Genomic DNA, 19,702 nt, shown 5'->3' on the forward strand with positions numbered 1-19,702 from the left:
TTGGCTTTTACTCCTGAGCAACCCCGTAGCAGCGACGAGCGCAGCGGGCAGGGTCGCCAGCAGCAACAAGGATCCTATGAGGAACGTGCGGAGGATGAGTGTTGAATACATTACCGTTGAAGCGGGTTGATCCGCTCATTGCCAGAATGGCTCGCAACATTCCCGTGCAATGGCGTGCCCAGGTCGCGGTCAGTCATTTGCGCCCGGAACGTCAATACGCGGTGTTGCGCTGGATCGACGGTGCACAGTCGCAGCATGGCTATCTGGATACGCAGCAAGTGGTCGATGCCCTGCTGGACGTGGACGCCGGCTTGCCGGCTGATCTTTTCGATGCGGATCTGCTACGCCAACTCATAACGGAATACTGCTCACACGCCTCGGACAATCCCTATTTGCATAACGCCAACGTGGAGGGTCTACAGCTGGGAAGTGTGCTCACTGCACCGGTTTACCGTTTACCGATGGGGGACTCGGATTTTTTCGTGCCGGACCTGTTTTCCGTAGTCTCCCCCCCTGAGCCCGATCCGCAGGCGCTGACAGCCTTGGGCACGCGAGTGCACTGGCCGTTAGCATTTTGTCTGGGGCGATCGACCTTGACTTCAACTGAGCTGGTGGCCCTGGCCGTAGGCGATGTGCTGTTGATTACCCAGCGGCAAAGTACTGCCGGCATTCCTGGACGTCCCATTTTTCATGCCCACTTCAATGGAGATGCATTTGTCATGACCCGCCCATTCGACTCCGAGTACGACCTTGAATCGCCACTGGACGAGTTCGTTTCCCTCGCACCGGACCAGTTGCCCGTCGAAATCGAGTTCATCCTCGCCGAGCGTGAGTACTCCCTTTCCGAACTCTGCGCACTGCATGAGGGCGATGTCCTCGAGCTGCCCCCCGACACCGCGAAGCGCATACGCATCCGTGCCGGTAAACAGCCACTGGCCGAGGGTGAGCTGGTCGCGCTCGGTGAGCACATCGGTGTCGAGCTGACCCGCGTGCATTTTCGCAGTCGCGACTGATACCCCCCAATGAGCGAGCGGCTATATCGACGTGCTGCATTGATGTTTAGGAATGTTTGCCCCTTGGGCAGGAGTAGTTGAGTCACATGCTGCAGAACGATATTGGCCTGATCGCTACGTTGGCGTTCGCCACCCTGTTACCTTTTCTGATCGCGGCGGGAACCTGTTTCATCAAGTTCTCGATCGTGTTCTCGCTGGTGCGTAATGCCATCGGCCTGCAACAGGTTCCGTCGAACCTGACGATTCAGGCCGTGGCCTTGATGATGACCGCGTTTATCATGATGCCCATTGTCAATGAGGCTTACTCCTACAGTCAGGAGCAGCAAACCGACTTCAACAATGCAGAGTCGATCAACAATTTCCTGAATCATGGCCTGGGCAGCTACAAGACCTACCTGAGCAAACATACCGATCCAGAACTGGCAGGCTTCTTCAACGACGTCTACCTCAAGCAAATCGAGCATCGCCAACCGGGCAGCGCGGGTATCGGTGATGCGGAAGTGGAGGGCGAGGTGTCGATTTTCGCCCTGTTGCCCGCTTATGCCTTGAGTGAAATCAAAAGCGCTTTCGAAATCGGCTTCTATGTCTATCTGCCTTTTATCGTGGTCGACATGGTCATTTCCAACATCCTGCTTTCACTCGGCATGATGATGATGAGTCCGGTCACGGTGTCACTGCCCATCAAGTTGATCCTATTCGTGGCCGTGGATGGTTGGACCAAGCTTTCACAAGGTTTGATTCTGCAATACGTGGATCTTTGGACGTAGCGGCAGGTCGGGAGTCGACATGGAAAACCTTGTGTTCGCGGGTAACCAGGCCCTGTACCTGATCCTGATTCTTTCCGCCGGACCGATCCTGGTGGCGACTGTTGTCGGCCTGTTGGTGGCGATTGTCCAGGCCGTGACCCACATGCAAGAGCAGACACTGCCATTCGGCATCAAATTACTGGCCGTCTGCCTGGTGCTCTATTTGATGCGTGGCTGGCTGGCCGCGCATCTGTTGGTGTTTACCAACGAACTGCTGCGCATGGCGTTTGTGTCATGAAACCGCGCCGTAGCGACATGGGGCGATGGCGCCCACTGGCGAGCGGGCGCTGACGTGCAACTCGACAACTTCATATTGGTGCTGGCGATCGGTGTCGCGCGGGTCAGTGCGGCGGTGTACCTCCTGCCGTTTTTCAGTCGCGACATGCTCGGCGGCATGTTCACGAAAAATACCCTGATCCTGCTGATCGTCATCGGCCTGGCGCCTTTGATCATGCCGGCGATACCTGATGCTCCGCGGATGGGGATTGCGATGCTGATCTTCAATGAGTTCCTGATCGGCCTGACCATCGGCATTCCCCTGGCATTCCCGTTTTGGGTCGCCTATATCATTGGCGAACTGATCGATAACCAGCGCGGCGCGACCATGGGCGACACGCTGAACCCGGCAGTGGGTTCCGAAGCGTCGCCGCTCTCGAGCTTCATCACCTTCTTCTGGTGCGCGGCATTCCTGCTGGGCGGTGGGATGCTCGGGCTGATGCAGCTACTGGCCGAGAGCTATCGGATATTGGCGGTGGGGCAGGTGTTTGTGCTCAGTCGTGAGGCGATCCTCAGCCTGGTGGGGGTGATGCAACAGGCTGTAGCGAAGGGCGTCATTCTTGCCGGGCCGGCGATCGTTTCGATGTTTCTCGCCGAAGTCAGCCTGGGGGTATTGTCGCGTTTTGCCCCGCAATTGAATGCCTTCTCGATTTCGCTGACGATCAAGAGCCTGATCGCGATCCTGGTCATGCTGGTGTATTTCGGCCCGGTCCTGCCCGGCGAACTCATGCGCCTGGTCGACTTCGACTCAAGCTTGCGCTTGGTCGGGAGCTGAAGCCATGGAAGCGAAAACGGAACAGCCCACCGATAAAAAGAAACGTGATTCAGCGAAAAAAGGTCAGATCTACAAGAGCGCGGACCTCACCACCCTGGTCAGTACCTTCGTGGTGGCGGGCTTCGTTTACCTTTCGGTCGATCTGTTGGCGATCTTTGGCTTGCTCGATTACCTCTCCAGCCATGCCTACGATGTTCCGTTGAATGAAGTCGTCAAGCGCGTGTTTATCAGTTTCGCAGGGATTGCGGCCTGCCTGGTCGGGGTCACGCTACTGATCGTCCCGCTGGCGACCTTATTGCAAACCCGCTTCTCGCTGGCGAGCGAAGTACTCAAACCCAGCCTTTCCCCACTCAATCCTATTCAGGGTTTCAAAAAGCTGTTTTCCCTGCGCACCCTCAAGGATGCGTTTAAGGCGTTGCTTTATTTCACGACCTTCGCCATGGGCGGGTGGACCTTTTGGCAGGTCTTCAAACAGCGCTTGTTCTCGCTGGTGCGGGCGGATATTCCAGGTTTTATCCAGACCTTCAGCAGCTTGGTGCTCTACCTGGTGCTGTTCTACCTGTTGTTCAGCATCGTCGTGGTATTGCTCGACGCACTGGTTGAGTTTTTTCTGGTCAACCGCGACTTGAAGATGACCAAGCAAGAGGTCAAGCGCGAACGCAAGGACACCGAAGGCAAGCCCGAGATCAAATCGCAGCGCCAAAAACTGGCCCGCGAGTTACTGAGCGCACAGCAAAAGTCCGATGTGGCCAACTCCAACTTCGTCCTGGCGAACCCCACCCATATTGCGATTGGGATCTTCTATGCACCGGATATCAACGAATGCCCCTTTGTTTCACTGGTGGCGACCAACGCCGTGGCCAAGGCCGTGGTCGCCTATGCGGAAAAAGTCGGTACGCCCGTGGTACGCGATATTCCTCTGGCCCGGGCGATGTACAAACACGTGCGCCGTTATGACTTTGTTAACCCGCAATGGATCGAGGAGGTATTGCGCATTTTGGCCTGGCTGGCAGAGGTCGAACGGGCTGGGCAGGCTGAAGCGTTGGAGGATCAAACGATCAGGGGTGATAGTTAAGATTGACAAAGTAAAAGCTACTCGCAAACAGCATTTTTTATAAGAAAAATTTCTCTGATATATCTAAAATATAGGGGATTTTGTTTATCTGTGATCAGGTGGCGAGGCGTAATGACTACAATTGGCAATAGATGTGATGTTGGTCAGGTTGGTTATATTGAATCCTCTTCTGCTGAGAAGGTCGGAAGTAAGAAGTCCGGAAGTAATATTTTCAGGAGTGCTTTCAAGGGGATTCTTAACCTTTTTTGCTGTAGGACACCGAGAAATGTGAGAAAAGCTCAGGCATACTACCATGCGAGCAGAACGTTTAATACTAGCCTTGTGGGGAGTCGGGGAAATACTAAAAAAAATGAGCTGCAGATCAGCACTGCGGTAACAGCGAGGCCCGCAGCCGGGGCTATAGGCAAAAAAGGAAATACTACCATCGCTACGGGAGTAAAAACCTCTGTGCAAATGGCAGAGGGTGAGAATTGGATGGGAATCAAGACTGAGGTAGCAAGGAAACCCACTGGCTCCATGAGTGCTGAAATAAGTAATAACCGAAACCCTAGAGCTACTGTTGCAAAAAAAACCACTTCCGAACAGGAGAAAAATAGAAAGGAAGATTCGATAAATAGGCTGAAAGAAGAACTTAAGTGGTTTGAGTCACAGCAAAAAACATATGGCGGGTACGAAGGTCATATCAAAAGGCATAAGCAATTTATAGCTTTGGAGAGTAAAGTAAAATAGTTAAGCTGTTGTTTGTTACTCCTAGTCGTAGGCAAGCGTCAGGATTTATTCTGGCGCTTGCTTGAGTTGTAGATATTAGAGTGCTTAGGTGAAAGACTTATTGTTCATGTTGCTAAGGGCCTTTGCGACGCCCTCATTCTTGCGCCCCAGTAAACCATTTTGTTGTCGTGGTAATCTACAACTCCATAAATAGAAACTTTCCCTGAGTCAAGCTTGTAGAGAATACGCCACTTTCCTCTTCCTTTTTCCTTTTCAGGATTAAAGTCTACGCTCAACCACTCCCCGACACGATGGGCGTGCCCTCCCGGCATAGAGCGAAATCGCGCATCAGCTAAGAACTTGTCGAGACGATCAGAGCGCGCTTGATCACCACGGGTAAACAGTTTGTATTGCTCATTAAAAAGAGGCGTCATGAATATTTTACGTTGTGGTTTCTCTGGGCGCGCAGAGGTACGGGCAGGGCTGCTCGTTGGCACGGTGGATTGATGCTTTCTCTTGGAAGTAGTCCCCTGGGTCGAGGGCGTATTTTCTGTAGTAGCAGAAGGTGTATTCGGTAGTTGTATGGCTGTGATGTCCTGCTCGGCAATTTCGACTTGTTCAGGAGTCCATAGAGGCGTTAGATTAAGCAGCAGTTTCGGCTCTGGATTCGAGTCTTCCGTTGCTTTCTTTACAGTCTCAAAATCTATGGTGTGATTGGATATGAATTGCTCAAGCGTTTCTCCTGGTGTATTCATTTTTAGCAGGCGGTTAAATTCATACAGTTGGGAAAGTCTGTCCTTGCTCCAAGGTGTGACTTCCAAGCTCAGGTATCGATCTGTTACATGTTGGATGATATATTTTTTGTCACTCAAAGGTATTACTTTCCATTGAACATGCGTCCGCTTAATAAGTTGATCCTCTGATGTTACTAAGCGGTTTTTTTTACTAGGGGTGAGGGGCTGGGTTGTTTTGGGAGTCTTCTTCTTTGCGCCGCTGCTCGCTGCATAATGGCGGTTTCCCCTAGGCCTTACGGGAGGCAAGGGGCTTAAATAGCGATAGGCGGCAAACCCCGCAGCGAATAGGCCACCGACCCCTAGCGCCATCATGACGGTGGGCGAGATGTAGGGCTCTTCTTTTACTACTTGCTGTCTATTGCTGTTACTCACTGCCAAGAGTGCATTTGCCACGGAGCTTTGGATGATGACGGCCATCCCTCCTAGCACGACTCCCACTGATGAGCCATCTATACCCGAAATACCTTTCATGGTTTTTCCTCCTTGATTTATTACTCACTTAGGAATGAGCTTCTTAAAGAATACAGCCCCTGTTTTTTTGAGTTCGACAAGCTCAAGTCTAATCAGGTTCTTGATTTTTTTTGCCTTCTCGGCCTCTTCCTTCTCTAAACGCATGCGTTCTTTCATCACGCTACCTGCCTGATCGTAGCGCTTTTTCAATTCCTCGGTGGAGCCGTTTAGCTGGAAATAATGGGGGCCGAAAACAACAAGGGCTGCGCCGATGCGAGTAAAGTGAGTTTCTTTACTTTTATAATCAGATAGGCAATCACTTATAAGTTTATTCATCAGTTCAGTACAAGCCACACAATCCCCGTCATTATCTTTTTCAAGGGCTACACGTGCAGGAGTATAGATGCTCTCGATTTTCCTGGTTGTTATCGAGTTCCCCACGAAAGCTAGAGATTTGAAGAAGCCTCTTACCTTTTGTGTCCAATTACTCTCTATTTGACTAATGTTGAAAGTTCCGTCATCGCTGATTTTTAAATCCATGCTATAGCGCACCGTGAAATGCAGGTGATAACTATATAAGGCGATCAATTATGAATTGCTTTTAAAAAAGCTTCCCGAATCAAAAAAATCTTCAGCTCAGCAGGGATCTACTACGCTTGACCGAACGCCCCACAACAAGACTTCACTCAAGGAGTTGGCTATGTTCACCACGGCTTATCCGGGCGCGCGCCCCGTCGTTCGTTTACGCGGTTTTCTGGTCGCGCCATACACACTGACCGCCATTGCAGTCAGCGCATTATTATTCATCTGTCCCCACGCCAGCGCGGCACAAGCGGCCGATCAGTCGGCAGCGCTTGCCCCGGAGAACCCACAACCACCGAATTTCCTAGAGCAGTGCAAGCCCGGCAAGAACAAAACCCCGCCTTGGCTACAAAACAAGCCTCTTGAAGAAAGCTCGTGGTTTACCAGCCAGCAGTGGTATAAAAACTGGCTGCAAACGACGACGACCCTCTGCACCGACCTCGCGACTCGTCTCAAGGACGATAACCTTAAAGACACAACGATTCACTGGCGCACAGACCGTCACATCCTGTTCAGAGGGGGGAGCGGACGGACCCCAGAGCAGATCTTCGAATACGGTATCTGGCCCTGGAAGGTAAATGGCGAGGGGAGCCTTAAGCTATTCTTCCCTGAACAATATACCGAGCAATCAGCCCTGACGAATACCGGCTACAGTCCGTATTACATCTTTGCGTACGGTGTGCAAGGAGGAGGTAATGGGTATGTCATTGATGCCCCGGGTGGGGTAGACAGAGGTAAGTCGCTTTCGGATACTTCTAACTCAAGTAAAAATGTCGTCCTTTTTCTTGGAGGCATTCAGTCCAGGTTTATCAAGGGTGTCTTCAGAAAGGCGGACTCAAGCAATCCGCAGTCACCGATTGAGTTTATCGCCAACCCTAACTTCCAGGGCACCAACGCCAAAGCGGGTGAGTTCGACCTGATCACTGTCGAGGGCGATGCTCCCGATCTCGCGCTCAAGGTTTCTCCCGAAGGGGAGAAAGTCGGGGCCAACACGCGACGCTATAAAGAGGGAACGACGGTAATCATCTCGACTGAACGGGACAAAGGGGGCTGCTGGTACATGAATGGAGAGCCACAACTGGAACAGCATAAAAGCAAGCAGTTCTCTCTGACCGCGGATAACCGGAAAACCCAAACGGTTGTTGTCTATCGCGATCTGCTGAAGGAGAACAAATGCCGCTGATACGTGAGGTGCGCGACACTTTGATCGGTTGACCCAAGAGTGTCGCGACACTTGCCGCCTCTGGATGAGTATATAATTAATAGGGCCTCGCCATGGGTGGCATCACGGGGAACCAGAGCTTCCCATCCTCGTTGATAGGGTTGTTGAACGTGCGAGTCACTTCAAATAGGAAAGTACTTTTCCGGTCATTGGGGTATGTCACTTCTAACTTGTAAGTACCTTGCCAGCCCTCAAATTCGTCAGTTCTCAGGGAGAGCCATCCCGCTCTCTGAACGATAGCGCCTGTGGGATCCACGTTCACTGCCAGATTTCGTATGCCTGGCTTGAACAGGAAGGCAATGTCTTGGAGTCGAACGGGCTCATCCGCGCCCGTGTGCACAACGATATTTGCTTTATTGTATTCCATTGTGGGATTTCTCCTAGCCGGGGTTCTAGCTCACTCCCTTGGCAGTCTTGCAGCGCCCGGGTGGGGAGTCCCTAGGACTTGTCTTATATTTGATCGGCGTCCAAGACTACAAAAACATCCTGAGAGCAATATCCCGGTTGACATATCACCTTAGACAGCCTGAACCACTTCCCTATAGCTTTACCTCACAGCGTAGAAACCAACCCAGCCGTCATGGGAACGACACTTGCTCTTGCTCACACAGGCAAGGCTGTTTTTGATACTTCAATTGCATTCGAAAAAATGGATGATATAGAGGCGCTTTCCGAGATGAGAGTCGATAGTGTCGAGACTTTTATAGGTATGCTCCAGAAGCAAATAACCCATCTGCAGGTGCTGGTGTTGAGTGATGACTTAAACAGCTTGCTCACCTCAAAATTCGATCAAGGTGCTCGACTTACAGCAGGAGAGGAGAAACACTTGAATGACTATAGAGAACCGAACTATGTAGAAACCTCACTGCTCCCAGCGCTCGCCGTCTATCAAATGGAAACCCTCAACAAGGTTGAGCACCTAGAGTTCTCTAAAGATACCGCAAAATTCATCGAATCCAAGCTCTCCGAGATAGATCATCATTTCCTCGAAAATTTGATCAAAGGTAATCAAAGTGACATTTTTTATAATAAATTAACAGTTGAAGTTAAAGGTATCGAGCTCGCCAAGTTACTAAAAGAACGCGCAAAAAAACAAACGTTGGAATATTCTCCTCAATCGGTGCCTTGAAATTGACCATCGTTATAGCATCCTTGCTAATGCTGACTGTTCCCTAAGAAAGCTCAATTAAAATGGTAGAGTTTAATGGAGTGCCTCAGTCACCACTGCAACCACTGCCTCCAGGGAGACAATCTTCCACGTCACCTAGCAATCCACCTACCGTGTCGCCTACTGTCTTTGCAATTCCACCTAAAGGGCCTGGCAGATCATCCGCATACGCTGGGAGACTGCCCAAGCCCAGGGCACCGCAGATCAGGAAGCTAGCGAAAATCATTTTCATTTCCATAACCTAGTCCTCGTATTCGTCAAATTAATGGCGATTACTGCGCTCGCCGCGAAAGATTATAGTTGGGATGCTGCTTGATGCATGACCATTTATCTGATCTTCTTGGTGACAGTGCGGTCGTACAGTGGCCATTAGCCGCGTTTTCCCACATAGCGCAGCTCAGGGTCGAGAATTCGCAGCTCGTTATCGACCTCCTCGATAACGGGCAGTATAGAGGCTGTCCACCGCTCACCCATTGGAGAGACTTCGTGCAGTGTTTTTCCTTCGTACTGGTACTCGATCTGAGGGAACTCAGGGGCCAATGTGTATATGAGGTGATAGATACCATATTTCTTATAGTTTTCGATTTTCTTCAGGGCCTCCTCCTTGGAGAGTCCCTTGATCGTCGACTGCCGGGGTAAGGTTCCTGGCGCCTCTGGCTTCAATGCTTGAAATGCGTCCTTCATGATGTCATGCCCCATGTTCTTTTCGGTGATGCAATAGTGAGCATCGATTTTGTATTCGGGCAGGGGACCTTTGTACTCGGGAAGAGCTTGGGGTTGGCGAAGAAGTGTGAATACAAGCAAGCTTGAGGTTGGCTCGCCCAAGCATCACAGATTACCGGGTCTTTGCAGCCATCCCAGGTAATCACACAGAATGCATGCTCGTTGAAATCGCTGTTGACGCGCTGTATCTCGATGCCGGGAAATCCGAAAAGAGTAAGATAGTTGAACGCCAGGCTGGCATGCTCACCGCAATTGCCAGCGCCATAGTACAACGCGACGCCAGAGAACATGGCGCACCAGTAAAGAGCACCACCCTCAGCAAAATAGGGCGGAAGCGGGGCATGTGGCTGTCGTAACAATATATAGAGGCCTTCACGAATGGCATTCACCCTTGCGCCAGTCTGTCCTTGGGGATCCTCTCCGGTTCGAGTCGCTTTTAGACTCTCGAGTTGGTTGTTTGAGCCATAAGGCAAGGCCCACTGTACTGCGTTGATCGCCCCCTGTGCCAAGGTCAGGGCATTGAATGTCAAGCGATCTGTTTGAACAGTGCTCATGATTCTCTCCTTTAAAGTCGATCTTCATCGAAAAGCGAACTTCAATTTTCGCTGTACCAAGCCGGTAACGACGTTGTAACAGACCGCCAGGATCGCGAACGCACGAACGCGGATTCAGCGTAGTCAGTGAGTGCTCAATCGTCCAATAGGGGCTTGTGGTTTTGCGTCGAATGTGTGCAGAGCGCGGCTCAGATCGTCTACGATATTGGCGCGACCCACAGCTTGAATGAGTTTCGCGCACTCGCCGGCATCCCGGCGTCAGAGGGAAGCCGGTTACCGACAGGCCTCCGCCCTGAGCTGAAGGAGACTTGCCAACCTCAATCCCGCTGTCCATAATCTTGCCTATCAGCGAGGTTGTGGCACGATAAAGGCGTTCAGAATCAGTGGATTGCGGTGGGGCTCAGTGGGCCGTTTCCCGCTCCAAATACACAAAAACGCCACTCAATTGAGTGGCGTTTTTGTTTGTGCGTTTTTTGGGTTTGACGTTGAGATAATCGTCCGAATCACCACCACAGTGAACCGAACAGCGCCAGTCACGGCGCTACACGGCATGCCTGGCGCACAATAAAAAAGGCCCATCACCAGGATGGGCCGTTCTTTAACCGAGTGTCACATCATCCAGCAGGTAATCAGGTGATTACAGGAAGTTGATTGGGTAGTCGGTGATCAGGCGGAAGTCGTTGACGTTGCCTTCGCTCTCGGCAGCATTGGCACGGTGCCAAGCCTGGCGTGCACGGATGGACAGGTTTTTCAGAGGGCCAGACTGGACAACGTACTTGGCTTCCAGGTTGGTTTCGAAGTGATGACCATTTGAGCCATAGCCGTTATTGGCAGCATATACAGCGTTCATATGGGTGCCGTCGATACCTTCGCCATGGGCATAACGAACCATGAAGCTCAGGCCTGGGATACCGTACTCGGCCATTTTGATGTCATAACGAGCCTGGAGGGATTTTTCACCCGGGGCGTTGAAGTCGGAGTACTCAATCGAGTTGCTCAGGAAAATCGACTCGGTACCGCGGTTTTTGTCACCCGCACCGATGTAGTCGAATGGCTCGTTGCCGTTGATCTTCTGGAACGCCAGAGTAACGGTGTGTGCCTTCAGGAACGCATAGGACGTTGCCAGCGAGTAGGCGGTGTTGGAGATCTTGCCTGCTTTCGCCGCGCCGGTGTCGGTGGTGCGATAGAGGTTGAAGTCGAAGTTCAGAGACTGATCGGTCGCCAACGGAAGGGTGTAGGTCGCGTTGGTGTAGTACTGATTCCACGTGTCTTGGGCCTTGGCGCCGTAGAGAGATACGCTCAGGTTCTCATTGATGCCGTACTTGCCGCCCACGTAATCAATGCTTCTGATCGGAGTACCGCCGTATTGGCTAAAGAGGTTGCCTTGCAGTGTGGTGTTGTCCTCGCTGCTGCTGGCGTAGAAGTGACCGGCGTCCAGATCGAGGTCTTTGATTTCGCTGCTTTGCAGTTGGAAGCCACGGGCGGTCTGTTGGAACTGACGAGGTGTGCCGAAGGCGAATACTGGCGCCGTGTTTGGGGTGAAGTCGCCGAACTTCAGCTCGGTTTTGGAGATGCGAACCGCAATGTCGGCACCGGCTTTGCCGTAGCTGTTGTCGTTTCCAGTATTGGTGCTATTGCGGGGTAGGTTGAGCGAGCCACCCTCATCGTCACGACCATAGAGTTTGTAAGCCGCATCACCAAAGCCTTCAACCTTGACACCCACAGTACCTGCAGTGTAGCCGGAGCTGAATTTGCCCCGGATGCCTTGGGTCCAGTCGATTGAGTCTTTATTGCGTTTTGTCGTTTTCTGATCCTGCCGGGTCCGGTTGAAGTAGAAGTTCTCCAGAACCACGCCAGCCTTGGCTCCTTCAACAAAGCCCGGGGCATCAGCCTGAGAGGTTACAAATGGCTCAGCCATGGCCAATTGGGAACCTACTGCAGAAACAGCCAGGGCGATCATGCTCCACTTCATTACGCGCATTGTCATTTGCTCCGTTTATTTTTAGGAAGAATACTGCCGTCCCACCTGTATTTTTGTTTGGGCGGCTCTTTCTTTTTTTGAGCGTCAGCTTTCTTATTTTTGCGTCGGCGCGAACTTATATCAGGTCGGTATTTGTCGGGTAAACTTCGTTTTCGGTGGGTTGCTGAGTTTTATGGTAATTGAGATATGTTTGCAAATTGCTTGCTGTATCTAATCTACCGTCGGTCCGTTTTATAAGGGCGCGAACATATAATATGGGGGCTGCTTGTTTAAGGCGCTTTATTGAAAGGTTTCAGAAAGGTTGGTGGTTTAAGGTGGTGGGCGCAAGACCAAAAACTGCGATTTCTGCAGAGGTTAGTGTTAAGGGGCTTTGTTGAAAGGTTCCAGAAAGGTTGGTGGTATACAGTAATGGATGCGAGATCAAAATCTGCGGTTTCTGCAGGGGCCAATATTATTAAGGAGCTTTATTGAAAGCTGTCAGAAAGGTTCGCGGTATATAGTCATGGGTGCATGACCAAAATCTGCGGTTTCTGCAGAGGTCAATATATTTGGCTGCGTGAAGATTTGACAAAATAATGAAAACAATAAAACAGTGGAGAGAACTATGAAAGCGAGTCCGTCCGAGCAGCCGCTGATGGGCAAGGATGAAGTATCCACTAAATTCTGGCCGTACGGCTGGTGGAAAATCATGGAGATTCGCATCGGTATCATACCGTTGCCGGTGTACCTGCTGCTTCTGGTGTTGCTCGGTGGATTCGCCCTCACCGACAAGGTGCCGACTGACATTTCCGTGTCGATCGCCATTCTGGCGATAGGCGGCTATAGCTGCGCCGAGCTCGGCAAGCGTCTGCCCTTTTTCCGCAATATCGGCGCCGCCGCGATTTTCGCCACGTTCATTCCCTCGTTTCTGGCTTTCCAGCATCTGGTGCCGGATCTGGTTCTCAAGAATGTGGCGGAATTTACCAAATCGTCCAATTTCCTTTATCTGTTCATCGCGTCGATCATTGTCGGCAGTATTTTCAGCATGGACAGAACGGTGCTCATCAAGGGCTTCCTGAAGATATTCGTGCCGCTCGCTGTCGGCACCGTGGCGGCTTCCATTGTCGGCACCCTGGTCGGCACCTTGTTGGGCTTGGGCGCCTTCCACACCTTCTTCTATCTGGTCGTACCGATCATGGCGGGCGGCGTTGGCGAAGGCGCGATCCCGTTGTCGATCGGTTATGCCGCTATCCAGCATGTGCCCCAGGGCGATGTTTTCGCGCAAGTTCTGCCGCCAGTGATGCTGGGTAGCCTGACGGCCATTCTGCTGTCCGGACTGTTGAATGCCTATGGCAAGAAAAATCCGCACCTGACGGGCGAAGGCCGTCTGCAGCCAGGCGAGCACGACGACATGGAGCCGAGCGAAGAAGCCCTGCCGGGCGGCCATATGGATATCTCCCATATCGCCGCGGCGGGCATCACCGCCATCACGCTGTACATCGTCGGTTTGATGGCCTTCAAGTTGTTCGGATTTCCGGCGCCGGTCGCGATGCTGTTTGTCGCGGTAGTGTTCAAGCTGTCGCGCGCGGTGTCGCCGCAATTGCAGCAGGGTTCGTTTGTCGTCTACAAGTTCTTCTCGACCGCAGTGACTTATCCGTTGCTGTTCGCGATCGGCGCGGTCATGACGCCGTGGGACAAGCTGGTTGCCGCTTTTAATTTGCCCAACCTGATCACCATCGTGGCAACGGTGGTGACCTTGATGGCGACGGGTTTTGTGGTCGGACGCCGGATGAAAATGTATCCGATCGAGACCGCGATCGTGAATGCTTGTCATAGCGGCCAGGGCGGCACCGGCGACGTGGCGATCTTGACCGCCGCCAACCGCATGCAGATGATGCCGTTTGCGCAAATCGCCACGCGCATCGGCGGCGGTATCATGGTGACATTGGCGTTGATCGCCATCGCTCAGTTGACATAAGAAACCCCCGGGCCGGGTTTCACTCGGCCTGTTTGACGGAGTGCAAGCGACGAAGTGCAGGACTGTGCTTTGTCGCCGCTCTACCAGCGTCTTGCTCTTTTCCGACAGACGCCCACCTCAAAGTTTGGAATATTATCCAGTTTCAACAACACTCATGGATATTGCTCAACCCACCCGTACAGCATGAATAAACAGGTGTGGAGTACGTTTTCTGAAGACTTCAGTGTGGCGTGTTTGGGCGAGGTAAAGTATGAGTGCTTATGAAAAGGCTATTTCGGATTAATGATTCCGTCAGGCTCGCCATTGATTTGACAGAACATGTTTTGATCAAGGGTGATTCGAGTGTTGTAACGCAGTAAAAGTAGCAGGGCTGCAAGTAATAATATTTCCTAAAGGCGCGCAATCTGCACGTGTGAGCACATCTAATGTTGACATCGTGTATGCATTTAGTCGAAATTAATCAGGCGGTCGAAAGTGTTAGGCGTCTCGGTTGGCTAGGGGCGGCTTACTGGAAGCGAATAAAAAAAATATCCGAATAGTTCTGGAGAAAACACGATATGCAGCGGAAATTGTTGGGTTGTGCAACTGCAATATGGGCCTTGAGCTTAATTGCCACTTCAGTGAGTGCTGCTGATCTGAAACAGATCGGAAAATTGGAAATTCCAGGCGAACCTCTCAACGGTTTCGACATCACCTACGTCGATCAAGCAACCAACCTTTACTATTTGGCCGATAGATCCAACAAGTCTGTCGACGTGTTCGATGTCACCAGCGGAAAAATGGTCGACCGGCTGCTCGGCGGATTCGTAGGGCAATTGAAGAGCAGTTCTGTATCGGGTCCGAACGGTGTCGTCGTCGCTGGCGGCGATGTGTGGGCCGGCGACGGCGACAGTACTGTGAAGGTCATCGACCTCAAGACGAAAAAAGTCACTGATACCCTTTCGACCGGCGGAAAGGCCCGGGTTGACGAGATGGCATACGATCCAGACGCCCACGTTGTGATTGTCGGCAACAATGCTGACGAGCCGCCGTTCCTGACGCTGTTCTCGACCGAGGCCGGGCATAAAGTCGTGTCCAAGATTGTTTTTGAGGATGCCACGGACGGAGTCGAACAGCCTATCTACGATGCTGTGACGAAGAAGTTCTATGTTTCGGTTCCCGAGTTGAAGAAGGATAAGGCCAAGGGCGCCGTCGCCGTCATCGACCCGAGCAGCGGCAAGCTCGAGAAACTGATGCCTGTGAATGACTGTCATCCCAATGGTCTGGTGAAAGGACCTGGCGCCAATCTGCTGTTGGGTTGCGACGCCGGGAGCAAGGACGGCGGCTTGAAGCCGGTGCTCGTGGTCATGAAAACCGACGGCTCGGTGGTCAAGGTCATTCCTGGTCTCGGTGCAGCCGACATGGTCGCCTACAATCCGAAAGTCAATCAATATTACAGCGCTTCGCGCAACATGCCGGGTGCCCCGGAACTCGGTGTCATCGACGCGAAATCCAATACCCTCGTCCAGCGCATAAAACTGCCTGGCGGCACCCCGCATTCGGTCGCTGTCAGCGAGAAGAATAACCACGTCTTCGTGCCGCTCGGCGCGAAGGGTGGTGACTGTAATGGTTGCGTTGCCGTCTTCGAACCAGGTAACTGATTTTTCATCCTGATCGTCCAGTCTTGCGCGTCGCCAATACAGGCGGCGCGCAAGGCTGTCGGTCGTCTGTGTATCCAGAAAAAACGCTTGATCGGTATCGTCTCGAATGCTGATGCGAAATAGCTTTTGCCTTTCCTCCCATTGCCATCCTCATATAATCAGTCCAAGCCTGCTCTCGATGGAAGGAGTGGGTCGGTACTGTCGGTCTAGCCTGTTGCTATCTGGTGCGTCTCCGGTATGGAAGCAGGTATTCTCACATCTATAAGAGAGCAGTCCATGTCCCTACGAAATATGAAAATCGCTCCTCGCGCCTTTCTCGGTTTCGCCTTCATTGCATTACTGGTGATTGTGCTAGGGGTCTTTTCCCAAACTCGTATGACAGTGATTCGTCACGCGTCCGTTGATATGTATACCAATCAACTACCCAGCGTGAAATATCTGGACAATGTGGGCGAATACATTCTGCGTATGCGTATTGTGTTCTATCGGATTCTGATCAACCGTGAGCCCGAGTCCTTGCAGAGCGAGTACCCACGCATCGTTGGTCTGATCGACAAAGTTCGCAAGGACGAGAAAGCCTACGCAGATTTACCGGCTGATGGGGATCGGCTGGCCAAGTACAAGGAGTTCGCGGCGACGCTCGATACTTATATAGGGGGCCTGAACCAGGCGTTGGAGCTGTCGCGCCAGAACAAGGTCGAGGAGTTGGGTAACCTAATGAAAAACCAGCTCAAGGCCAATTCGGATGTGATGGAGGAGCAGCTCAAGCTGTTGGTGGAGATCAACATGAAGGGGGCCAGGGACGCATCGAACGACGCCGACGAGCAATATAGCAACGCCAGCCTCGGCATTCTTCTGGTCTCGGCTCTGGCGGCGGCGATGACCGTGCTGCTGGCTTGGCTGTTGACCCGCAGCATCGTCGTGCCGCTGAACCAGGCGGTCGAAGCCGCTGAAATCATTGCCGGTGGCAACCTGACCAAGGCCATTGTCGCCGAGGGCAAGGATGAGCCGGCCCGTTTGCTGACAGCGTTGTCGAAGATGCAAGGCAATCTGCGCAAGACCATTGAACAGATCGCAGGTTCCGCCACGCACTTGGCCTCGGCGGCCGAGGAGCTCAGTGCCGTGACCGAGGAGTCGTCCCGCGGGCTGCAGCAGCAGAACAACGAGATCGAGCAGGCCGCCACGGCGGTCAATGAAATGACCAGTGCGGTAGAAGAAGTGGCGCGCAATGCGGTGTCGACTTCCGAAGCTTCGCAGCAGTCCAACCAGGCGGCACTTGAAGGGCGCAACCGGGTCGTGGAGACGGTGGACGCGATCCAGGCCATGACCCGGGACGTACAAAGCACCTCGGTGCTGATCGAGGGCCTGGCGACCCAGGGCCGGGATATCGGTCAGGTGCTGGATGTGATCCGTGCCATCGCCGAACAGACCAACCTGCTGGCGCTCAACGCCGCCATCGAAGCCGCGCGGGCAGGCGAGGCCGGCCGCGGTTTTGCGGTGGTGGCCGATGAAGTGCGGGCACTGGCCCATCGCACCCAGCAGTCGACCAAGGAAATCGAGCAGATGGTCGCCGGGATCCAGAATGGCACCGGCCAGGCCGTGCAATCGATGCAGCAGAGTAACCAGCGGACCCAGAGCACCCTGGAGATGGCCCGTGCCGCCGGCGTGGCCCTGGAGCAGATCACCCACTCGATCAACCTGATCAACGAGCGCAACCTGGTGATCGCCAGCGCCTCGGAGGAGCAGGCCCAGGTCTCGCGTGAAGTGGACCGCAACCTGGTGAACATCCGCGACCTGGCGTCCCAGTCGACCACCGGTGCCAATCAGACCAGCGTCGCCACTCAGGAACTGTCGCGCCTGGCGGTGGACTTGAATGCTATGGTCGCGAAGTTCGTGATCTGATTATCGATCGGGTGTGCCGGTGTTGTAGGCGCGAGCAACTGAATGCCGCTACTACAGGTCCATGGTGTTAATGCGAGGCCGGACGGTAGGAAGGCACCGGTATCTCGCGCTGCCACAAGGCACAGAACGAAGCCTCCAACTGATCGTCCGGTAACCGGTAGGCAAAGCCACTGGAGGAACCGCCGCGATCCAGGCCGAACACCAACCCCGGAAACTCCGGCGTGCCCCGATGACCCTGAGCACTTAGTGTTGTCCCGCCCAGGTCTCCAGATCATTGACCTAGGTTCGTAGTTCAAAATCTCATCAGATCGGCGTGTGAAGGTACTGGCCAATCTACTGAGAATCTGGGGGATTGGTTGACGCTGTTCCTGCCGCTTGGCCAGTTTCCTGGCCAAGTTTGAACCATTCCACGAAACAGTTAGCGTGGAACGCTTTTTATCCGATCAGATTCATCGCCCGAAGTGCCTCTTCGGCGGCTTCGTGATCCTGTACCGAAGAGCCACCGGAGATTCCGATACCTCCTGCAATCTGGCCGTCTATGATGATTGGCGCGCCGCCGCCCACAGGCGTCAACCGTGGATGTTGAGCCAGTGGTGCTACGGTCGGTTCAGCCATGTATTGGTTCCATTGGGAAGTAGACATACCGAACGAAGCCGCGGTCCACGCCTTATCGATTGCCACTGAAACCGTCAGGAATGGGGCATTGTCTGCTCGTTCAAATACCCGCAGATGGCCGCCTGCATCGGTAATCGCGATAGTGGCCGCAAAGCCCCGCTCAGCACAGGCTCGACGCGCTTGTGCGAGCAACTCATAAGCAGCATTCAGGTTGAGCTGGGTGGTGGTGATGGTCTGAGAAGTCATGGGGATTCCGAATCTGAACAGGTTTTTTGGGGAGGGGGGGGCGGATCAGCGAGCCAGAACGACTTTTCCGATCATGTCGCCGGCTTCGACAAGCGCGTGTGCCTTCAGCAGGGCGGCGGCATCGATGCCTTCGATTCGAAGGGTTTGCGTGTGGACCAGGTCGCCCCTATCAATCAACTGTGCGATGCGCCGCAACAAAGCATGCTGACGAGCGAGGGTGCGTGTGCTGAAGATCGAGCGGGTGTACATCAGCTCCCAGTGGATGGAGATCGACTTCGACTTGAATGGGCCGATGTTCAGGTTCTTTGGGTCGTCGATCAGGGCGAATTGACCCTCGGGCCGCATGACCGCAGCGATTTGCGGCACGTAGCCTGCGCTTTCGTTGAGCCCTACCACATAGTCCACTTCTGTGACGCCCAGCGCCGCGAGCTGTGGTGCCCAGGCTTGATGATGATCAATGACGTGATGAGCGCCATGCTCAAGAACCCATTCACGCGTTTCTGCTCGTGAAGCCGTGCCAATGACTGTGATACCGGTCAGGCGACGGGCGAGTTGGGTAAGAATGGAGCCCACGCCGCCGGCCGCACCCACCACCAACAATAAGCGAGCCTCAGTCGGATCGGCCTCATGGATCCGCAGGCGGTCGAAGAGTAATTCCCAGGCGGTGATGGCGGTCAGCGGTAATGACGCCGCATCGGCAAAGTCCAGGGACTCTGGCATTGGGCCAACGATCCTCTCGTCGATCGCCTGTAGCTCGGCGTTGCTGCCTGGTCGCGTTATATCGCCTGCATACCAGACCCGGTCGCCTGGTTTGAATAGTGTGACGCGGGTGCCAACCGAGCGGACTATACCGGCCGCGTCCCAGCCAAGGATGCGCGGGCATCGTGCGGAACATCGCCATTGGCGCGGATCTTGGTATCTACCGGGTTCACGGAAACAGCCTTGATCTCGACGAGCAGATCATGGTCGCGTAGGTCGGGTGTTGGCAATTCAACATCTTCAAGGGCCTGTGGATGATCAACAGGATGGTTGTGAAAGAAGCCAACGGCTTTCATGCGCAAATTCTCCGAAGAGGGTTAAAACGCGCTGCTGATTTGATGGAGGCGCACGCGTTAGGGCGTGGACATTGTGTCTTTCCTGTATCTGAGGAAAAATAGGTCTCTGCCTATAACACTTTCTGCGATTTCAAGAAAATGATTCGATTGGATGATGTGG

Annotated in this window: 18 protein-coding genes and 2 pseudogenes; 11 read left to right on the plus strand and 9 right to left on the minus strand. The window is 53.2% G+C overall.

All coding sequences use genetic code 11. The features are described 5' to 3' along the window. Window positions 1-101 precede the first annotated feature (101 nt). From NUH87_RS31070 to NUH87_RS31095, 6 genes are all read left to right on the plus strand, one after another. Window positions 102-1,013 (plus strand): FliM/FliN family flagellar motor switch protein, encoded by a 912-nt coding sequence (locus NUH87_RS31070; protein ID WP_338524086.1) that lies wholly within the window; start codon window positions 102-104, stop codon window positions 1,011-1,013. A gap of 86 nt (window positions 1,014-1,099) precedes the next feature. Next, window positions 1,100-1,780, plus strand: coding sequence for an EscR/YscR/HrcR family type III secretion system export apparatus protein (locus NUH87_RS31075; protein ID WP_338524087.1), 681 nt, complete (start codon window positions 1,100-1,102; stop codon window positions 1,778-1,780). Between the two features lie 19 nt (window positions 1,781-1,799). Next, window positions 1,800-2,057, plus strand: a complete 258-nt coding sequence (sctS, locus tag NUH87_RS31080; protein WP_338524088.1) for a type III secretion system export apparatus subunit SctS — start codon at window positions 1,800-1,802, stop codon at window positions 2,055-2,057. A 54-nt stretch (window positions 2,058-2,111) separates the two neighbouring features. Continuing rightward, a complete protein-coding gene (gene sctT, locus NUH87_RS31085) occupies window positions 2,112-2,870 on the plus strand; it encodes a type III secretion system export apparatus subunit SctT (RefSeq protein ID WP_338524089.1) in 759 nt (252 codons plus the stop codon). A gap of 4 nt (window positions 2,871-2,874) precedes the next feature. Further along, complete coding sequence (locus NUH87_RS31090; protein ID WP_338524090.1) at window positions 2,875-3,945, plus strand: EscU/YscU/HrcU family type III secretion system export apparatus switch protein; 1,071 nt, start codon at window positions 2,875-2,877, stop codon at window positions 3,943-3,945. Between the two features lie 111 nt (window positions 3,946-4,056). Then, the gene (locus NUH87_RS31095) at window positions 4,057-4,674 is read left to right on the plus strand and encodes a hypothetical protein (RefSeq protein WP_338524091.1); all 618 of its coding nucleotides are present in this window, start codon (window positions 4,057-4,059) and stop codon (window positions 4,672-4,674) included. Window positions 4,675-4,778: 104 nt separating this feature from the next. Here NUH87_RS31095 and NUH87_RS31100 read toward each other — a convergent pair whose 3' ends face one another. Both NUH87_RS31100 and NUH87_RS31105 read right to left on the minus strand, forming a co-directional pair. After that, window positions 4,779-5,918, minus strand: a complete 1,140-nt coding sequence (locus NUH87_RS31100; RefSeq protein ID WP_338524092.1) for a hypothetical protein — start codon at window positions 5,916-5,918, stop codon at window positions 4,779-4,781. A 24-nt stretch (window positions 5,919-5,942) separates the two neighbouring features. After that, window positions 5,943-6,437 (minus strand): hypothetical protein, encoded by a 495-nt coding sequence (locus NUH87_RS31105; RefSeq protein WP_338524093.1) that lies wholly within the window; start codon window positions 6,435-6,437, stop codon window positions 5,943-5,945. Window positions 6,438-6,597: 160 nt separating this feature from the next. Between NUH87_RS31105 and NUH87_RS31110 the strand changes: the two genes are divergently transcribed. Further along, a complete protein-coding gene (locus tag NUH87_RS31110) occupies window positions 6,598-7,662 on the plus strand; it encodes a scabin-related ADP-ribosyltransferase (protein WP_338524094.1) in 1,065 nt (354 codons plus the stop codon). Between the two features lie 76 nt (window positions 7,663-7,738). On the opposite strand, the gene NUH87_RS31115 is transcribed toward NUH87_RS31110, so the two are convergent. Beyond that, window positions 7,739-8,068 (minus strand): hypothetical protein, encoded by a 330-nt coding sequence (locus NUH87_RS31115; protein WP_338524095.1) that lies wholly within the window; start codon window positions 8,066-8,068, stop codon window positions 7,739-7,741. A gap of 213 nt (window positions 8,069-8,281) precedes the next feature. Between NUH87_RS31115 and NUH87_RS31120 the strand changes: the two genes are divergently transcribed. Continuing rightward, window positions 8,282-8,830, plus strand: coding sequence for a hypothetical protein (locus tag NUH87_RS31120; protein ID WP_338524096.1), 549 nt, complete (start codon window positions 8,282-8,284; stop codon window positions 8,828-8,830). Between the two features lie 408 nt (window positions 8,831-9,238). Here the strand turns inward: NUH87_RS31120 and NUH87_RS31125 are convergent, their stop codons facing one another. The 3 genes from NUH87_RS31125 to NUH87_RS31135 all read right to left on the minus strand — a co-directional run bounded on the left by NUH87_RS31125 (window position 9,239) and on the right by NUH87_RS31135 (window position 12,127). Next, a complete protein-coding gene (locus NUH87_RS31125; RefSeq protein WP_338524097.1) occupies window positions 9,239-9,553 on the minus strand; it encodes a hypothetical protein in 315 nt (104 codons plus the stop codon). Then, on the minus strand, window positions 9,550-10,146 hold the full coding sequence (locus NUH87_RS31130; protein WP_338524098.1) for a hypothetical protein: 597 nt from the start codon (window positions 10,144-10,146) through the stop codon (window positions 9,550-9,552). Before NUH87_RS31130 ends, NUH87_RS31125 begins: the two co-directional genes overlap by 4 nt. A gap of 637 nt (window positions 10,147-10,783) precedes the next feature. Then, window positions 10,784-12,127, minus strand: coding sequence for an OprD family porin (locus NUH87_RS31135; RefSeq protein ID WP_338524099.1), 1,344 nt, complete (start codon window positions 12,125-12,127; stop codon window positions 10,784-10,786). A gap of 604 nt (window positions 12,128-12,731) precedes the next feature. On the opposite strand from NUH87_RS31135, the gene NUH87_RS31140 reads away from it, so the two are divergent. From NUH87_RS31140 to NUH87_RS31150, 3 genes are all read left to right on the plus strand, one after another. Next, window positions 12,732-14,084 carry a 2-hydroxycarboxylate transporter family protein gene (locus NUH87_RS31140; RefSeq protein WP_338524100.1) on the plus strand — a complete coding sequence of 451 codons (1,353 nt, stop codon included), beginning with the start codon at window positions 12,732-12,734 and terminating at the stop codon, window positions 14,082-14,084. A 557-nt stretch (window positions 14,085-14,641) separates the two neighbouring features. Continuing rightward, window positions 14,642-15,724, plus strand: a complete 1,083-nt coding sequence (locus NUH87_RS31145) for a hypothetical protein (protein WP_338524101.1) — start codon at window positions 14,642-14,644, stop codon at window positions 15,722-15,724. A gap of 276 nt (window positions 15,725-16,000) precedes the next feature. Further along, the gene (locus NUH87_RS31150) at window positions 16,001-17,626 is read left to right on the plus strand and encodes a methyl-accepting chemotaxis protein (protein WP_338524102.1); all 1,626 of its coding nucleotides are present in this window, start codon (window positions 16,001-16,003) and stop codon (window positions 17,624-17,626) included. A gap of 79 nt (window positions 17,627-17,705) precedes the next feature. On the opposite strand, the pseudogene NUH87_RS31155 reads toward NUH87_RS31150, so the two are convergent. The 3 genes and pseudogenes from NUH87_RS31155 to NUH87_RS31165 all read right to left on the minus strand — a co-directional run. Next, a pseudogene (locus NUH87_RS31155) lies at window positions 17,706-17,864 on the minus strand (gamma-glutamylcyclotransferase); the annotation flags it as partial. Between the two features lie 197 nt (window positions 17,865-18,061). Continuing rightward, window positions 18,062-18,487: a heme-binding protein gene (locus NUH87_RS31160; RefSeq protein WP_338524103.1), complete on the minus strand. Its 426-nt coding sequence runs from the start codon at window positions 18,485-18,487 to the stop codon at window positions 18,062-18,064. Window positions 18,488-18,532: 45 nt separating this feature from the next. Then, a pseudogene (locus NUH87_RS31165) lies at window positions 18,533-19,542 on the minus strand (zinc-binding alcohol dehydrogenase family protein). Between the last annotated feature and the right edge of the window lie 160 nt (window positions 19,543-19,702).

The sequence above is a fragment of the Pseudomonas batumici genome, assembly GCF_036585405.1.
Classification (GTDB): domain Bacteria; phylum Pseudomonadota; class Gammaproteobacteria; order Pseudomonadales; family Pseudomonadaceae; genus Aquipseudomonas; species Aquipseudomonas batumici.

Bases quoted from the DNA above. Each gene is read 5' to 3' on its own strand.
- NUH87_RS31115 (WP_338524095.1), bottom strand. From the start codon at position 8,068: ATGGAATACAATAAAGCAAATATCGTTGTGCACACGGGCGCGGATGAG.
- NUH87_RS31125 (WP_338524097.1), bottom strand. From the start codon at position 9,553: ATGAAGGACGCATTTCAAGCATTGAAGCCAGAGGCGCCAGGAACCTTA.
- NUH87_RS31100 (WP_338524092.1), bottom strand. From the start codon at position 5,918: ATGAAAGGTATTTCGGGTATAGATGGCTCATCAGTGGGAGTCGTGCTA.
- NUH87_RS31105 (WP_338524093.1), bottom strand. From the start codon at position 6,437: ATGGATTTAAAAATCAGCGATGACGGAACTTTCAACATTAGTCAAATA.
- NUH87_RS31145 (WP_338524101.1), top strand. From the start codon at position 14,642: ATGCAGCGGAAATTGTTGGGTTGTGCAACTGCAATATGGGCCTTGAGC.
- NUH87_RS31135 (WP_338524099.1), bottom strand. From the start codon at position 12,127: ATGCGCGTAATGAAGTGGAGCATGATCGCCCTGGCTGTTTCTGCAGTA.
- NUH87_RS31140 (WP_338524100.1), top strand. From the start codon at position 12,732: ATGAAAGCGAGTCCGTCCGAGCAGCCGCTGATGGGCAAGGATGAAGTA.
- NUH87_RS31110 (WP_338524094.1), top strand. From the start codon at position 6,598: ATGTTCACCACGGCTTATCCGGGCGCGCGCCCCGTCGTTCGTTTACGC.
- NUH87_RS31120 (WP_338524096.1), top strand. From the start codon at position 8,282: ATGGGAACGACACTTGCTCTTGCTCACACAGGCAAGGCTGTTTTTGAT.
- NUH87_RS31130 (WP_338524098.1), bottom strand. From the start codon at position 10,146: ATGAGCACTGTTCAAACAGATCGCTTGACATTCAATGCCCTGACCTTG.
- sctS (WP_338524088.1), top strand. From the start codon at position 1,800: ATGGAAAACCTTGTGTTCGCGGGTAACCAGGCCCTGTACCTGATCCTG.
- NUH87_RS31095 (WP_338524091.1), top strand. From the start codon at position 4,057: ATGACTACAATTGGCAATAGATGTGATGTTGGTCAGGTTGGTTATATT.
- NUH87_RS31090 (WP_338524090.1), top strand. From the start codon at position 2,875: ATGGAAGCGAAAACGGAACAGCCCACCGATAAAAAGAAACGTGATTCA.
- NUH87_RS31150 (WP_338524102.1), top strand. From the start codon at position 16,001: ATGTCCCTACGAAATATGAAAATCGCTCCTCGCGCCTTTCTCGGTTTC.
- NUH87_RS31075 (WP_338524087.1), top strand. From the start codon at position 1,100: ATGCTGCAGAACGATATTGGCCTGATCGCTACGTTGGCGTTCGCCACC.
- NUH87_RS31160 (WP_338524103.1), bottom strand. From the start codon at position 18,487: ATGACTTCTCAGACCATCACCACCACCCAGCTCAACCTGAATGCTGCT.